Raw genomic sequence first — 16887 nt, 5'->3', positions numbered from 1 at the left:
TACATTAAATGGATTACATGACTAGTCTGACGGTTTTTGACTGTGTATCTCCAAAAAACGTCATAAAATCATGTTATTAATCATAGGAAGAAGATATGCCAGTACTTCCCGACCGTCAGGTGATTAATCAGATTATTTCCGGCCATTATGCTGATCCTTTTGCCGTCTTGGGCATGCACCAAACTGAGCAGGGGTTACAAGTGTGCGCGCTGTTGCCGGATGCCAAAGAAGTGTGGTTAGTTGAAACAGAAACTGGGCGTAATGTTGCTCAACTGACGAGTGAAGATCCGCGTGGTTTTTTCATAGCCAAACTTCCCCGCCGTAAAAAACCTTTTCGTTATCAGTTAGCTGTTACATGGCAAGAAAGTACGCAAATCCTCGACGATCCCTACCGGTTCGGCACGTTATTACAGGATATCGACACCTGGTTATTGGCCGAAGGTACGCATTTACGCCCTTATGAACGCTTAGGCGCACATTTGATGAGTTTGGACGAGGTGCCGGGTGTCAGTTTTGCGGTTTGGGCCCCAAATGCTCAACGTGTTTCTGTTGTGGGGGAATTTAACTTTTGGGATGGCCGCCGTCACCCCATGCGGAGACGGCGTGAAAACGGGATTTGGGAGCTATTCCTACCCGGAGTGCAGGCCGGGCAACTGTATAAATTTGAGATAATAGATTGCCATGGCCAGGTGCGGTTAAAGGCGGATCCCTATGCTTTTAAAGCCCAAATGCGCCCGGAAACTGCTTCACTGATTAGCCCGTTACCCGATGTGGTGGAAAATACCGCCACACGGCAAAAAGCCAATGACTTGCGCTCGCCAGTTTCTATTTATGAAGTGCATCTTGGGTCATGGCGACGCCATACCGAGAATAACTTTTGGCTCAGTTATGGGGAGTTAGCCGACCAACTGGTTGAATACGTTAAATACATGGGCTTTACCCATGTGGAATTACTGCCGATTAATGAGCACCCATTTGATGGCAGTTGGGGGTATCAGCCGCTGGGGTTGTATGCGCCGACTCGCCGATTTGGTACACCGCAGGACTTCAAAGATTTCGTCGCCAAATTCCATGATGCGGGGATTAACGTCATTCTTGACTGGGTTCCCGGCCATTTCCCCAGTGACGAGCACGGATTATCGACCTTTGACGGCACCGCCTTATATGAATATGCCGATCCGCGTGAAGGCTATCATCAGGATTGGAATACCCTGATTTATAACTATGGCCGCAATGAAGTTCGTAACTATCTGGCGGGCAATGCGTTTTATTGGATGGAGCGTTTTGGTATCGACGCATTACGCATTGATGCTGTTGCCTCGATGATTTACCGCGATTACAGCCGTGCTGAAGGGCAATGGGTACCTAACTACTACGGTGGCCGGGAAAATCTGGAAGCCATTGCTTTCCTGCGCTACACCAATCACACCATCGGTGTTGAGCGCCCCGGCGGTGTCACTATGGCCGAGGAATCTACTGATTTCCCCGGCGTGACATTACCCCCGGATGCCGGCGGATTGGGCTTTAACTACAAGTGGAATATGGGCTGGATGCATGACACGCTCAATTACATGCAATGTGACCCTGTCCACCGCAAATATCACCATAACCTTATGACTTTCGGTATGTTGTACGCCTATACCGAGAACTTTATTTTACCGATTTCTCACGATGAAGTTGTGCACGGCAAACGTTCAGTACTCGACCGGATGCCCGGAGATGCATGGCAGAAATTCGCTAATTTGCGGGCCTATTATGGGTTTATGTGGGCGCATCCGGGCAAAAAATTGCTATTTATGGGATGTGAATTCGCCCAAGGACGCGAGTGGAATTTCGATACCAGTCTGGACTGGCATCTGCTAGACGATGAAAACGGTTGGCATAAGGGAGTGCAGCGGTGGGTTCGTGATCTTAACCATTGTTATCAACAAAATGCGCCATTATATGAGTTGGATTATCAACCCGCAGGTTTTGAATGGCTGGTGGTCGATGACCATGAAAACTCGGTATTTGCTTTCCTGCGCCGTGATGCCAATGGTAACGAACTGATTGTTATTAGTAATTTCACTCCGGTCCCGCGTTATAACTACCGGGTGGGTGTCCCGCATAGTGGACATTACCGCGAAGTGCTGAATTCTGACTCTGAGTTTTATCGCGGCAGTAATTTAGGGAATCAGGGAGGCATTCATTGCCATCATGTTAGTAGCCATAATCACAGCCATTCATTGCTGCTAACCCTACCGCCGTTATCAACTCTCTATCTGGTGCGGGAGGGTTAGTATGACGAGGTTGACGAGCGGCTCCCCGACACCGGCTGGCGCTCATTTTGATGGTGTCGGGATAAATTTCACCCTATTTTCGGCCAATGCTGAACAGGTTGAACTGTGCTTGTTTGATGATAACAATCAGGAATTACGTCTGCCGCTACCGGCCCGCAGCGGGGATATTTGGCATGGTTATCTTCTCGGAGGAAAGCCGGGGCAGCGCTATGGTTACCGCGTAAGTGGGCCATTCTCCCCGCAACATGGCCACCGCTTTAATCCACATAAATTGCTGATAGACCCCTGCGCCCATGCACTGGATCGAAAAGTGGGCGACGACCCCAGCTTAAATGGCGGGGTTAACCAACCCGACGATCGCGACAGCTCGATTGCGGTGCCTAAGTGTATTGTGGTTCACGAAGAATATGATTGGCAGGGGGATCATTCACCCACCATTCCGTGGGGCAATACCGTCATTTATGAAGCCCATGTGCGCGGTTTAACCCAATTGCATCCGGATATTCCGGATGACCTGCGTGGCACTTATGCTGCGCTGGCTCACCCGGCCATGATTCATTATTTGAAAAAACTGGGTATTACGACATTGGAATTGCTGCCGGTGCAATTCCATATCGATGAGCCGCGGTTACAGAATATGGGGCTGAGTAATTATTGGGGCTATAACGTGCTCGCCCCCTATGCAGTTGATCCGGATTATGCATCGGGTCGAGAAGGTATATCTCCACTGCAAGAGTTACGCGATGCGGTTAAAGCACTGCATAAAGCTGGGATTGAAGTCATTCTGGACGTGGTGTTCAACCACAGTGCCGAGCTGGATGTGTTTGGCCCAATGCTGTGCCAGCGCGGGATTGATAATGCCAGTTACTACTGGCTCACTCCCGACGGTGAATATGACAACATGACAGGCTGCGGCAATACATTACGCCTTAGCCAACCTTATGTGATGCAGTGGGTGATTGACTGCCTGCGTTACTGGGTTGATAGCTGCCATATTGATGGTTTCCGTTTTGACTTGGGCACTGTTCTGGGCCGGACACCTGAGTTTGATCAACATGCGCCCCTTTTTGCCGCACTTGCGGCGGATGAAAAACTCAGTGGCTGCAAGATGATTGCGGAGCCTTGGGATATTGGTTGGGGCGGCTATCAACTGGGTAACTTCCCGACCGGTTTTAGCGAATGGAATGATCAATACCGTGATGCAATGCGCCGCTTCTGGTTACGCGGTGATTTACCGTTGGGGCAGTTCGCCCAGCATTTTGCGGCATCAAGCAATCTGTTCAAGCAACGGGACCGTTTACCTTCCTCTAGCATCAATCAAATTACTGCCCATGATGGCTTTACTTTGCAGGATTTACTGTGTTTTAACAAAAAACACAATGAAATCAATGGTGAAGAAAACCGTGATGGGAGTGATAACAATCTTAGCAATAATTTTGGTAGTGAAGGTTTAGTGGCGAATGATGCTATCTGGCAGCGGCGTAAAGCTTGCCAGCGGGCATTGCTTACCACTTTGTTACTCTCGCAAGGAACGCCGATGCTGCTGGCTGGAGATGAACATGGCCATAGTCAGCAAGGCAACAACAATGCGTATTGTCAAAACAACATTCTTACTTGGCTCGATTGGGGCAGTTGCGATGGTGAATTAACGGCGTTTACTGCCGAACTTATTCGGTTACGCCAGCAGATTCCGGCCCTGATTAGAGACTCATGGTGGGAAGAGGGAGATGGCAATGTGCAATGGCTGGATAGTCGGGGGCAGGCGCTGAGTGATTCGGCTTGGGAGCAGGGCGGCCAGAAACAACTACAAATCCAATTATCTCAGCGCTGGTTGGTGGTGATAAATGCCACTGAGCAAGAGTGTGAAATGCATTTACCTGTGGGGGAATGGGTAATAGTTCCTCCTTTTGAGTCGTCAGTGCATACGGAACCGTTAACCGTATGGAGCGGATCTGCGCATGCCGTTTGCGTGCTCGTACAGAAATTTTAAGGAGTCCCCATGGTTAAGTTTGAGAGCAAAGACCCGTTGATGTTAGCCAGATTATTACCCAATAAATCTGTGGCGCTTATCTTGGCGGGGGGCCGTGGCTCGCGGCTGAAAGATTTAACGGCTACCCGGGCTAAACCCGCCGTTCATTTTGGTGGCAAATTCCGCATTATTGATTTTGCCCTTTCCAATTGCCTGAACTCCGGTATTCGGCGCATCGGCGTCATAACGCAATACCAGTCTCATAGTCTGGTTCAGCATATTCAACGGGGCTGGTCATTTCTTAATGAGGAAATGAACGAGTTTGTGGACTTACTGCCAGCCCAGCAGCGGCTAAGCACTGAGCAGTGGTACAAAGGCACTGCGGATGCGGTTTATCAGAATTTAGATATTATCCGCCGCTACAAAGCGGAATATATTGTCATTCTGGCGGGTGACCATATCTACAAGATGGATTACTCCCGCATGTTGCTCGACCACGCCGAGAAAGGGGCTGAATGCACCGTCGCCTGTATTCCAGTCCCGATTAAAGAAGCCACTGAATTTGGTGTTATGGAAGTCACTGAGGATTACCAGATAACGGCGTTTTATGAAAAACCGGCCAATCCTCCCGCCATGCCGGGCCGCCCGGATATGGCGCTCGCCAGCATGGGGATTTACATTTTCAATGCTGACTATCTATTTAAATTATTAGAAGAAGATAGGAATACCCCCGGCACGAGCCATGATTTCGGTAAAGATCTCATTCCGAAATTAACGGAGCAAAGAGTTGCGTGGGCGCATCCTTTTGACCTTTCCTGTGTGACATCTAATGCCGAACTCCCCCCTTACTGGCGTGATGTCGGGACGTTGGATGCTTACTGGCGAGCCAATCTTGATTTGGCATCGGTGACCCCAGAGCTGGATATGTATGACCGCGATTGGCCGATTCGTACTCATATGGAGCCGCTGCCGCCGGCCAAGTTTGTGCAAGACCGCTCCGGTAGCCATGGTATGACCATGAATTCACTGGTTTCTGGCGGCTGTATTGTGTCTGGTTCAGTGGTGGTGCATTCGGTGTTATTCCCCCGGGTGCGGGTGAATTCGTTCTGTACCATTGATTCCACCTTATTATTACCTGATGTAAATGTCGGCCGTTCGTGCCGCTTGCGCCGTTGCATTATTGACCGCGCCTGCCAGATTCCCGAGGGCATGGTTATTGGGGAAAATGCCGAAGAGGACAGCGCCCGGTTTTACCGTTCCGAGGGCGGGATAGTGCTAGTAACGCGTGCGATGCTCGCCAAGCTTAAAAGTGAATAGGAGTCATGATGCGGGTTCTACACGTATGTTCAGAGCTATTTCCTTTGCTGAAAACCGGTGGGTTGGCTGATGTTGTTGGCGCGTTACCTGCCGCTCAGATTGCTGAGGGGGCTGATGTTAGGGTCATGCTGCCGGGTTTCCCTGACTTACGCCGTGGTATTCCAGATACCGTTCTGGTGAGGGAGATTGATACCTTTGCTGGCCGTGTTTCTTTACGTTATGGGCATTATCAGGGAATTGGTATTTATCTGATTGATGCGCCCGGTCTTTATGACCGGGCGGGTAGCCCATATCACGACCAGTCTTTGCATGCTTATGCTGATAATTATCGCCGCTTTGCATTGCTGGGGTGGATGGCTTGTGAACTGGCTTGCGGGTTGGATGGTTATTGGCGTCCAGAAGTGGTACATGCCCATGATTGGCATGCCGGGCTGGCTTGTGCTTACCTTGCGGCGCGTGGCCGTCCTGCGCGATCAGTCTTTACCGTCCATAATTTAGCTTATCAAGGCTTATTCTCAGGCCATCATTTGGCTGAGATACAGCTGCCTGCTGCATTTTTCCAAATGTATGGGCTGGAGTTTTACGGCCAAATTTCCTATCTGAAAGCCGGGTTGTTCTTTGCTGATCATGTCACAACAGTCAGCCCGACTTATGCCAAGGAAATTACCCAGCCTGCTTTTGGTTACGGTATGGAGGGGTTGCTACAAGAGCGGGCTAGCCAAGGGAGATTGACCGGGATCCTCAACGGCGTGGACAGTGCTATTTGGGACCCCCAAACGGATACTTTGCTTCATGCCCGTTATGACGCAGAAAATGTGCAAAAGAAAGCGGTCAATAAAGCCCATCTGCAAACCACGATGGGGTTGGAGGTGACTGAAAAGAAACCTATTTTTGCGGTTGTCAGCCGATTGACGGAACAAAAAGGGTTAGATTTAGTGCTGGAAGCGTTGCCCGACTTACTGAAATTGGGTGGTCAACTGGCGGTTCTGGGGGCGGGTGATGCCATTTTACAAGAGGCATTTTTGGCGGCAGCGGCGGACTATTCCGGCCAAGTTGGGGTACAAATAGGTTATCACGAGGCATTTTCACACCGAATCATTGCTGGTGCGGATGTGATTTTGGTGCCCAGCCGTTTTGAACCTTGTGGACTAACACAGCTGTATGGTTTGAAGTACGGCACATTGCCACTGGTCCGACATACGGGCGGTTTGGCAGATACCGTGGTGGATTGCGCGCTGGAAAATCTGGCGGATGGCAGCGCCTCGGGGTTTGTGTTTGATGAATGCGATGCACAGGCATTGGTACGGGCGATTCGCCGTGCTTTTGTGCTGTGGAGCCGGCCAAAACATTGGCGTCACGTTCAGCGCCACGCGATGGGGCTGGATTTTGGCTGGCAAGTAGCAGCGGCAGATTATCTGTCACTTTATCGGCGTCTCTAATTGCCGATTTGTTGTAACCACGAATTGGGAAAAACGCTATGACATCACCGTTCAGTTATACCTCACCTGTTGTCAGTGTGGATGCGCTGAAACATTCCATTGCCTATAAACTGATGTTTATTGTGGGCAAAGACCCTTCTATTGCGACTCAGCACGATTGGCTGAATGCGACCTTATTTGCCGTGCGTGACCGGATGGTCGAACGCTGGCTGCGTTCTAACCGCGCACAATTATCACAAGATGTTCGGCAGGTTTATTATTTGTCGATGGAATTTTTATTGGGACGAACGCTCTCTAATGCACTGTTATCGATGGGTATTTATGAGGATATCGAGCAGGCTTTAGATGAAATGGGCCTTAACCTGTCTGAGCTGTTGCAAGAAGAAAATGACCCCGGCTTAGGTAATGGTGGGCTAGGGCGATTGGCCGCGTGTTTCCTGGACTCACTGGCAACATTGGCACTTCCGGGCCGTGGCTACGGTATTCGCTATGAATATGGCATGTTTAGCCAGAAAATAGTTAATGGTCAACAGATGGAGTCGCCAGATAACTGGCTGGAATACGGCAACGCTTGGGAATTCCCACGACACAACACCCGTTATAAAGTGCGTTTCGGGGGGCGAATTCAGCAAGAAGGCAGTAAGATCCGTTGGCTGGAAACTGAAGAAATCCTTGCCTGTGCTTATGATCAAATCATTCCTGGTTTTGATACAGATGCGACTAATACACTGCGCTTATGGTCAGCCCAGGCCAGTAATGAAATCAATCTGGGTAAATTCAATCAGGGCGATTACTTTGCCGCAGTTGAAGATAAAAACCATTCAGAAAACGTCTCCCGCGTACTTTATCCCGATGACTCGACATACTCCGGACGAGAGCTGCGTCTGCGGCAAGAGTACTTTTTAGTCTCTGCGACGGTGCAAGATATTCTTAGCCGTCATTGGACGATGCACCAAACATTCGACAATTTGGCAGATAAGATCGCCATTCACCTGAATGATACTCACCCTGTGCTCTCTATCCCTGAAATGATGCGGCTGCTGATTGATGAGCATAAATTTAGCTGGTTGGATGCTTGGGATGTGGTGCAGCAAGTCTTTTCTTACACCAACCATACCCTTATGAGTGAAGCGCTGGAAACCTGGCCCATCGACATGATCGGTAAGATTTTGCCACGCCATTTGCAAATCATCTTTGATATCAATGACCATTTCCTCAAGCTGGTACAGGAACAATATCCGGATGAACCAGAATTGTTGCCGCGCGTATCAATTATTGATGAAAATGATGGCCGACGTGTCCGTATGGCGTGGCTTGCAGTGATTGCCAGTCATAAAGTCAACGGCGTGTCTGCCCTGCATTCAGAATTAATGGTGCAATCGCTGTTCGCTGATTTTGCCCATATTTTCCCGAATCGCTTCTGCAATAAAACCAATGGCGTTACCCCTCGACGCTGGCTGGGGCTGGCGAATCGGCCACTGGCGGCTGTACTGGATGACAGTATCGGCCATAATTGGCGCACTAATTTGAGCCAACTGAGTGAGCTGGAAAAGAACCTCGATTATCCGAGCTTCTTGCTGGCATTACAGAAAGCCAAGTTGGAGAACAAGAAGCGGCTGGCGATATATATTGCTGAAAAGCTGAATATTGTGGTCAATCCGGCGGCGCTGTTTGATGTGCAAATCAAACGTATCCATGAGTACAAACGCCAACTGCTGAATGTTTTGCATGTAATCACGCGTTATAACCGTATTCTCGAAGCTCCTGATGAGAAGTGGGTACCGCGGGTGGTGATTTTTGCGGGTAAGGCGGCATCGGCTTATTACAATGCTAAACAGATTATTCGGCTGATCAATGATGTCGCCAAGGTGATCAACAATGATCCGCGCATTAATAATCTGCTGAAAGTGGTGTTTATCCCCAATTACAGTGTCAGTTTGGCGCAGTTGATCATTCCAGCGGCGGATCTTTCTGAACAGATCTCACTGGCGGGAACCGAGGCCTCTGGCACCAGCAATATGAAGTTTGCGCTGAATGGGGCGCTGACGATTGGCACTCTGGATGGGGCCAATGTTGAGATCCGCGAACATGTGGGTGAGGATAATATCTTTATCTTCGGTAATACCACTGAGCAGGTTGAGGCATTGCGTAATAATGGTTATAACCCGCGGAAATATTACGACGAAGATCCTGAGCTGCATTTGGTGCTTACACAGATTGCTACCGGTGCTTTCAGCCCGGAAGAACCTAATCGGTATACCAGTCTGTTTGATTCACTGGTCAATCTGGGGGATCATTATCAGTTACTGGCTGATTATCGCAGTTATGTGGATACCCAAGAGCAAGTTGATACGCTATATCGTCACCCAGATGAATGGACACGTAAAACCTTACTCAATATCGCCAATATGGGCTATTTCTCCTCAGACAGAACCATTGAGGAGTATGCCGATGAAATTTGGCATATTAAGCCTATCAGGCTGTAGTGAAATCCTTTGTGCGTGAAATTACAAGGGGTTATCTGCGCGCTGCTGGCCTGTAACACCAATGACTTTGCGAGTTAATAACAAAAACCCTCTTCAACAGTGAACTGTGAAGAGGGTTTTCTAGTAGATTGATGACGGCTATTTATTATCAGGAAACCAGAGAGAGAGTCTGTTGTTTCTCAGCCTGCACTTCTGCCAACCATTCGGCAACACGCTGCTTCTGCGCATCATCCAGAGTCATACCTAACTTGGTGCGACGCCAGATAGCATCATCAAGTTCAACGACCCACTCTTTTTCAACCAGATAGCGCAATTCAGCTTCATACAAGCCATGGCCGAAATGTTCGCCCAAGTTTTCGATGCTGGTGGCATCCGCCAGTATCAGTTCGCTGTGGCTGCCGTAGGTTCGGGCATAGCGGCGTGCCAACCCTTCTGGTAGCCAGTTATAGCGATGGCGCAATTGCACAGTATAGTTGTCACGGCTGCCGCCAATATCCCCGCCCGGTAAAGAGCCGGTTTTTGTCCATGCAGGGCCGACATTCGTATAGTAACCGGACAGTTTTTCCAGCGCGTGCTCTGCCAATTTACGGTAAGTGGTCAGTTTGCCACCAAACACCGACAGCAGTGGCGCTTTGCCACCTTCATCAGCGACATCCAGTGTGTAATCGCGGGTTACTGCTTGTGGTGAATCTGATTCATCATCACATAATGGACGGACACCAGAGTAAGTCCAGACGATATCATCACGGCCCAGTTGCTTTTTAAAGTGGTCGTTATACACCTTCAGCAGGTAATCAATTTCCTGGTCGTCGATCTTCACATCTTTCGGATCGCCATGGTATTCCACATCAGTAGTGCCGATGATGGAATATTCATCCAACCATGGAATGACGAAGACAATACGGTGGTCTTCGTTTTGCAGAATATAGGCCTGCGGTTGGTTATGGACCCGTGGCACGACAATATGGCTGCCTTTGATCAAGCGGATACCATAAGGTGATTTCAGCTTCAGGCCATCATCGAAGAACTGTTTAACCCATGGGCCGGTAGCATTTACCAAGCCTTTAGCGCGCCAGGTAAAGGTCTTGCCGGTGTTTACATCTATGGCTTCCACCATCCACAGGCCCTGTTCACGCCATGCTCGGGTCACTTTGGTACGGGTACGAACTTCACCGCCGCGCTCGACCACTTCTTGCGCGTTCAACACCACCAGACGGGCATCATCGACCCAACAGTCGGAATATTCGAAACCGCGCACGAGCTCCGGCTTTAATACTGATTCTGGTCCAAAACGCAGCCCTTTGCTGGCAGGCAAGCTGGTACGTTTGCCCAAATGGTCGTACAAGAATAAACCGGTACGAATCATCCAAGCTGGGCGCAGATGGGGTTGGTGGGGCAGACGAAAGCGCATTGGGAAAGCAATATGAGGAGCCAGCTTCAGCAATACTTCACGTTCGGCCAATGCTTCACTGACCAGCCGGAACTCATAGTGTTCCAGATAGCGCAGGCCACCGTGGATCAGTTTGGAGCTGGCCGAAGATGTCGCACAGGCCAAATCTTGTGCTTCCAGCAGCAGAACGGACAGGCCACGTCCTGCAGCGTCTGCAGCGATACCGGCACCGTTAATACCGCCGCCGATCACGATCAAGTCTTTGGTTTCCATGCTTACTTCCTCCGGATGTTCGAAACAGCTCTTTAATGTTCGTTTTCGCTCATGATTGTAATCAAAAACCAACAAACAAGCCAAGACTTAACCAAAAAAAAACATTTATGCGTGATGGAAGTAACAGTTTTGTTATTGATATGTAGTGGGGGCGATAGATTTGGATTTTGTCAGGTGATCAGTTCGGTTGATATTCGAATAGTTGGTTCGCGCTGATTCGCATCCATGCTCAATGTGCTTTGAACGTCAGAACCTAAAAACCATCGTTTTGACGTTGAGCGCAATGAGGAATCTTACTGACAAAACAAGGGGGAGAGTGAGCGGGCATGGACGCCCGCGAAAAGTGCTGGCTCGTCAGGCCACTGCTTTGCAGCCCAACGCGGTTGAGGCCGAGTAGCCAACAAAGATAACTGTTCGAGTATCAAGCGAATAACTCAAACCTCAACATAACTCTAATTGAACTTCATGCTGTTCAATAATCTTCATCACACTGGCCGGTGGCATTTGATCGGTAAATAAATAATCAATCAGATTCATATTTCCCAGATTCACCATCGCGTTACGACCAAATTTGGAATGGTCGGTTACTAGCATCACACAACGGGAATTCTCAATAATCGCCCGCTTGGTGCGCACTTCATGGTAATCAAACTCCAGCAGGGAGCCGTCCATATCAATACCGCTAATACCGAGAATGCCGTAATCAAGACGGAACTGAGAAATGAAATCCAGTGTGGCCTCACCAATAATTCCACCATCACGGGTACGCACTTCACCGCCAGCTAAAATTAGCCGGAAATCCTCTTTAGCGGTCAGCAATGTGGCCACGTTGAGATTATTGGTGACCACGCGTAACCCTTTATGATTCATTAAGGCGTGTGCGACCGCTTCTGGTGTCGTGCCGATATCAATAAACAGTGTCGCGCCATCGGGGATCTGGCTGGCAACGCGTTGGGCAATGCGCGCCTTTTCTTCCGACCACATCACTTTGCGGTCATTATAAGCCGCGTTGACTGAGCTGGAGGGTAAAGCAGCGCCACCATGATGACGGTGAATCTTGTTTTGATCCGCCAAATCATTCAAATCGCGTCGGATGGTTTGCGGGCTAACGGCAAAATGTTCCACTAGCTCTTCAGTACTGACGTAGCCTTGTTGGCGTACCAATTCAATAATCGCATCATGCCGCTGCGTTTGCTTCACGATAATCCCCTAATGCGCCTGGTTGCTCCAGGCAGTTATTGTGTGGTTCTCGCGCTGTTGCGCGTATCCCAAAATGCCATCAATAGCCCGATAATAAGACCTGAAACATGCGCTGCATTGGCAATCGATAAACCTAAAATGTCGAAATATCCCGCCACCAACCAGAGAACAGAAAAAGCCATTAAGCCGCGAGGCAACGAAATGCCGCGCTCGGGTGCGCGTTCGCCAGTCAGCCAGACATAGCCCATTAAGGCGTAAACCACACCAGACAGGCCGCCAAAATTCACGCCGCTAAACAGCGATTGCCCCCAGCCACTGAATAAGGCTGAAACAACAGTTAATACCAGCAATTTGCCGGTGCCAAGCCGTTTTTCCATCTGTCCGGCCAGATACCACCACCACATCAAGTTAAACAAGATATGCAGCAGCGAAAAATGTAATACAGCATGGCTGACCCAACGCCAAATTTGCAAATACTGGCTGCTATCACGGGGCCACGCCAGCCAAGACATCACCTCGGCATCACCGACGATTTGCATCAAAATATAGATGGCGATACACAGCACCATAACACTCAGCGTCAGTGGCCCGGCCTGACTGCGTAGCGTCTGGAGGTAAGAAAAGCGCTGGTAAGGCAAATTAGAGTGCAGATTACCCGATTGCCAACTGGCGGCCTGATAGCGCGGATTGAGGGGATCGAGTAAAAACTGTTCCAGCTCATGCTGCACCAGCGGCAGTTGCTCATCATCGGCGAGCCAGATCTCAGCACCCTGAGAATCCGGCCTGACTTCCAGTACCACATTGCGAGTGGCCATATAGTCAATGAAGGCTTGCGCCAGACGTAGATTAGAAATTGCTATCACACGAATCATATTACCAATCACCGCCTAACGAGATTTCAATTAAAGTGCTTAAAAATATCACAATCTGGTCGGCCATGGCGAATGGCAGGCTACAAACGGGTAACAAAATTAGGCATTCTCACGAATGATTTCTTGCGGATAGCTTTTGGCCCAGGCTTCAAAACCACCATCAATGCTGTAAACCGCTTCAAAACCTTGCTGGAGCAGATACTGCGCGGCACTTTTGCTGCTGTTGCCGTGGTAGCACATCACCATCACAGGTTGTTCAAAATCAGTTAGTTGCATAAAAGTGTGCAAGCTGCTGTTGGTCAGATGGAACGCCTCCGGCGCATGACCCGCCTCATAGCTTTGTGGATCGCGGATATCAACTAAAACCGCCTTGTTTTCTTTCAAGTGGTTATAGGCCTGCTCAATACTTATTGTTTCAAACTGTTCCATGCTGCTGATGACCTTTAATCGCGATTGAATATTCAAGCGCGAGATTGTAATCAATTTTTCGCCAATAAAGACCAGTAAAACATAATGGTCTTTATTGGCCGCCATACCCCGGCAGAGAAATAACCTTGGGGTAAACGGCGGTCTGTTATTGATATATGGTCACTGTTGCCAATGAGTCAGATACGCAAAATTCAACTTAAAACACTGATATTTAAACATAATAATGGGGTTTTAATTAAACATATCCCATCATCTGTAATAATCTTTGGGCTTGCTGTACCGCGTCTTGCCGGTGAGCGACCCCCAACTTTTGATACAAATTACGAATATGCGTTTTAATGGTCGTCGCGGCGACTTCAAGCTCACCGGCTATTTGGTCATTGCTGTAGCCGGAGTAAATCAGCCCCAAGACCTGCCATTCGCGTTGGGTTAGTGGGCTGGTGCGTATTAGCTCGGGAACTTGTGGGTGAGTCAGCAGCTTATCGACGAAAATCTCATCGAAATGAGCAAATTTATGCCGATGGTGCTGATTAATATCTTTCAAGATCCGCTGGGCGCGGTGTTGTTCCAATTCTGGTAATGCATTGAGTTGGATTAGCTGCCGCAGCTGTTGCGCCATTGCCTCGCCCTCAATCACAAAATGGCTGATAAAGCCGGTGCGATTGGCCAATGAGAGTGATTCAATCAGGGCTTTCTGCGCCTCACTTTTCCGCTCGGTTTGCCAGTAAAGAATGTTACTTAACAATAGATTACGATTTAGATCACTGGTAAGTCGTAAGCGGCGGGCATTCTCATTGAGTTCTTCCAGCACCACTTCCGCTTCATTAAAGCGGCCCAACATAATCTGGATCCGGGCAATATTACGCCACTGCCCCTGTAAAAAGTGGTTATCAGCCATTCCCGGTTTTTCTGCCTGGCGCAGCCAATTTGCCGCCGCGACTTTATCCCCGGTCATTTGCCAGTGAATAACCCGTGGTTTATCAGCATTGGTAATCCAGTCGAGGTGATATTGGCTGCCGTGTTGCAAAGCCTCGCAACGCTGAATATACATATTGGCATTATCCAAATCCCCACGGGCCAGTGAACATTTTGCCAGCATCGCCAGGCACTGTAACTGCTGCTGTGGTTGGTAGTTGACCAGTATCTCGATACCTTTGCGCGCAGCTTCTTCGGCTTCATCCAGCCGTGACCACGACCACAAGACCTGAGAGCGAATTCGCAAAAGGAACTCATGCATTGGCAGTTGCTCAAGATGTTGTTCATGAATCAAATCAAAGGCTTTATCTTGTGTTTCATAAGCAGCTTGCAAGAACCCCTGCGCAATCAGGATTTCACTCTGCTGCAATAGCGCCCATAATGCATAGTGATAGGCTTCGCGGCGGCGCGCCATTTGCTCAGTTTGCTGCATCATAGGCAGCGCGCGGCTCAGTTCCCCTTTGCAATGGTGAACTTCTCCAGTGACCGACGTGGCGACAATACGGCTGTAAAAGTTAGCCATTGGCAGATATTTCAGCGCATCTGTGGCCAGTTTTTCAGCTTCATCCGGCTTACCGGCGTTGATGGCCACTTGAGCACGCAGCGCATCAAACTCAGCACGCAAAACCTCATCAATAGGAATTTTACGCTCTTGCATTGCTGATTCGGCGCGCTCAAGCAAGGTATTGACCTCGCCGTAACGATGCTGACTTTGCGCCAGCCAAGCTTGTAGCAATGCCAGCTCAGGATTTTGCACTAATAAAGAATAGGGCAGTGCGACCAGACATTGTTCCAGCAGGGCTAACTCACTGTGGTTAAACAGTGTCCAGGCGTGTTGTAGCAAGATATCACGTAGCATGCCGACATCACCCGCCGCCAATGCGTGGTGGATGGCTTCCGCAGGATAGCCCAGCGCCATCCAGCCTTCAGCTGCCGCATGGTGTAATTCGGGCAGCTCTAATGCCAGTTCCCACTGGCAGCGCTGGCGCAGGAAAGTGGCAAACAACGGATGGAAACAGAACCATTCGCCGCTGTCATCCATGCGATGAATAAATAGCCCCTGACGTTCCAACTCTTCCAGCCGTTGCTGGCCGTTATCTTCACCGGTCAGGCGCACAATCAGGGCATCATTCATCGAGCGCAATACCGAGCAGCGCAACAGGAAAGCCCGCGCATCACTATCAACCTGATCCAGCACTTCATCGACCAGATAATCTGACAAATGGCTGGCATTCAAACCGGCCAGCCGTTTTGCCGATTTTTGTGCTGAGGAATTGGGTTGGCGAGATGACAAAGCAATCAATTGCAGCGCGGTTGCCCAGCCTTCAACTTCATCACACAGGCGGCTGCTATCACCTTGTTCTAATGGTACCGAGAGGCGGCAATCGAAGAATTGTTGCGCTTCCTGATGATTAAATGCCAGCTGCTGCATGCCCAATTCCAACAGTTGGTCGCGTACCCGCAGGTTAGCAATCCCCAATGGCGGCAAGGTGCGAGAGAGCAGAATCAGCGTCAGATTTTCCGGCTGATGGCGCAGGAAAAAGCGCATAGCTTCATGAATGGCATCATTAGTAATCAGGTGAAAATCATCAATGACCAAATAAAGCGGGCCGTGCCAATCGGAAAGCTCGATAAATAGTTGTGCGAACAGCGCAGAAAGGCTGGCGTACTGATGCTTTTGGCTCAGCGCTTCACTTTTACTGCAATGGCCTCGGGTCGCCAATTGTATCGCGGCAATTAAATAGGTAGCAAAGCGCTCCGGCTGATTGTCACTTTCATCCAGAGAGTACCAACCAAGATCAGATTGGTCGGCTGCCCACTGAGCAATCAATGTCGTTTTACCATACCCTGCCGGGCAATTTATTAAGGTTAAACGGTAATTTGCAACACCCGATAACTTCACTAATAAGCGATCGCGTATCACGGTATTTTGCAGCCGTACCGGGCGGCTCAGTTTTGATGGGATCAGCATGCTGTATCCGGTTTTAAAGGGATCCGGTGAGAAGACGTCCTGGCGATTGATATATCCATTTGTAGTGAGTTGTTACAGGCATTCATAAGAGTAATTATTTTTAGCCTCGTAATTAATCAGCACTGCTAAGGTCTGATAACGGCCATCTTATTGCAATAGAGTTAATGTTTCCTGTGGCTGTAAGTTGCACCGGATCACAATTTTAGCTACGCCCTACGACTCATCCCCAGCTAATCCCTCGGCAGGATGATGATCTTGTCAGCTCTCATTGGCAGGATAAGGGTAA

General features: G+C 49.3%; 10 protein-coding genes. 5 read left to right on the top strand and 5 right to left on the bottom strand.

Annotation, left to right across the window (positions count from 1 at the left end; translation table 11 throughout):
• The first annotated feature begins 95 nt into the window (after positions 1–95).
• Genes glgB through glgP form a run of 5 tightly spaced genes read left to right on the top strand, consistent with a single transcriptional unit; the run spans position 96 to position 9490 of the window.
• Positions 96–2279, top strand: a complete 2184-nt coding sequence (gene glgB / locus F0T03_RS20510) for a 1,4-alpha-glucan branching protein GlgB (protein WP_145555393.1) — start codon at positions 96–98, stop codon at positions 2277–2279.
• A gap of 1 nt (position 2280) precedes the next feature.
• Positions 2281–4269: a glycogen debranching protein GlgX gene (glgX, locus tag F0T03_RS20505; RefSeq protein ID WP_159680387.1), complete on the top strand. Its 1989-nt coding sequence runs from the start codon at positions 2281–2283 to the stop codon at positions 4267–4269.
• Positions 4270–4278: 9 nt separating this feature from the next.
• Positions 4279–5565: a glucose-1-phosphate adenylyltransferase gene (gene glgC / locus F0T03_RS20500; RefSeq protein ID WP_145555395.1), complete on the top strand. Its 1287-nt coding sequence runs from the start codon at positions 4279–4281 to the stop codon at positions 5563–5565.
• A gap of 8 nt (positions 5566–5573) precedes the next feature.
• Positions 5574–7004 carry a glycogen synthase GlgA gene (glgA, locus tag F0T03_RS20495; RefSeq protein WP_145555473.1) on the top strand — a complete coding sequence of 477 codons (1431 nt, stop codon included), beginning with the start codon at positions 5574–5576 and terminating at the stop codon, positions 7002–7004.
• 38 nt (positions 7005–7042) lie between these two features.
• Positions 7043–9490, top strand: coding sequence for a glycogen phosphorylase (glgP, locus tag F0T03_RS20490; RefSeq protein ID WP_159680385.1), 2448 nt, complete (start codon positions 7043–7045; stop codon positions 9488–9490).
• Positions 9491–9638: 148 nt separating this feature from the next.
• Here the strand turns inward: glgP and glpD are convergent, their stop codons facing one another.
• The 5 genes from glpD to malT form a co-directional block, all read right to left on the bottom strand.
• Complete coding sequence (gene glpD / locus F0T03_RS20485; protein ID WP_159680376.1) at positions 9639–11153, bottom strand: glycerol-3-phosphate dehydrogenase; 1515 nt, start codon at positions 11151–11153, stop codon at positions 9639–9641.
• 441 nt (positions 11154–11594) lie between these two features.
• A complete protein-coding gene (locus tag F0T03_RS20480) occupies positions 11595–12353 on the bottom strand; it encodes a DeoR/GlpR family transcriptional regulator (RefSeq protein ID WP_005157500.1) in 759 nt (252 codons plus the stop codon).
• 35 nt (positions 12354–12388) lie between these two features.
• Positions 12389–13225, bottom strand: coding sequence for a rhomboid family intramembrane serine protease GlpG (gene glpG / locus F0T03_RS20475; RefSeq protein WP_145555398.1), 837 nt, complete (start codon positions 13223–13225; stop codon positions 12389–12391).
• Between the two features lie 99 nt (positions 13226–13324).
• Entirely contained in the window at positions 13325–13654 is a 330-nt protein-coding gene (glpE, locus tag F0T03_RS20470; RefSeq protein WP_145555399.1) for a thiosulfate sulfurtransferase GlpE, read from the bottom strand.
• A 235-nt stretch (positions 13655–13889) separates the two neighbouring features.
• Positions 13890–16601, bottom strand: a complete 2712-nt coding sequence (gene malT / locus F0T03_RS20465; RefSeq protein ID WP_145555400.1) for an HTH-type transcriptional regulator MalT — start codon at positions 16599–16601, stop codon at positions 13890–13892.
• Positions 16602–16887 lie beyond the last annotated feature (286 nt).

The sequence above is a fragment of the Yersinia canariae genome, assembly GCF_009831415.1.
Classification (GTDB): Bacteria; Pseudomonadota; Gammaproteobacteria; order Enterobacterales; family Enterobacteriaceae; genus Yersinia; species Yersinia canariae.
This window is presented reverse-complemented; position numbering and strand designations above follow the sequence as displayed.

What these genes read in the sequence shown, in the direction of transcription:
- glgB (WP_145555393.1), top strand. Translation starts at nt 96, where the DNA reads ATGCCAGTACTTCCCGACCGTCAGGTGATTAATCAGATTATTTCCGGC.
- malT (WP_145555400.1), bottom strand. Translation starts at nt 16,601, where the DNA reads ATGCTGATCCCATCAAAACTGAGCCGCCCGGTACGGCTGCAAAATACC.
- glgA (WP_145555473.1), top strand. Translation starts at nt 5,574, where the DNA reads ATGCGGGTTCTACACGTATGTTCAGAGCTATTTCCTTTGCTGAAAACC.
- glpG (WP_145555398.1), bottom strand. Translation starts at nt 13,225, where the DNA reads ATGATTCGTGTGATAGCAATTTCTAATCTACGTCTGGCGCAAGCCTTC.
- glgP (WP_159680385.1), top strand. Translation starts at nt 7,043, where the DNA reads ATGACATCACCGTTCAGTTATACCTCACCTGTTGTCAGTGTGGATGCG.
- glpE (WP_145555399.1), bottom strand. Translation starts at nt 13,654, where the DNA reads ATGGAACAGTTTGAAACAATAAGTATTGAGCAGGCCTATAACCACTTG.
- glgC (WP_145555395.1), top strand. Translation starts at nt 4,279, where the DNA reads ATGGTTAAGTTTGAGAGCAAAGACCCGTTGATGTTAGCCAGATTATTA.
- glpD (WP_159680376.1), bottom strand. Translation starts at nt 11,153, where the DNA reads ATGGAAACCAAAGACTTGATCGTGATCGGCGGCGGTATTAACGGTGCC.
- glgX (WP_159680387.1), top strand. Translation starts at nt 2,281, where the DNA reads ATGACGAGGTTGACGAGCGGCTCCCCGACACCGGCTGGCGCTCATTTT.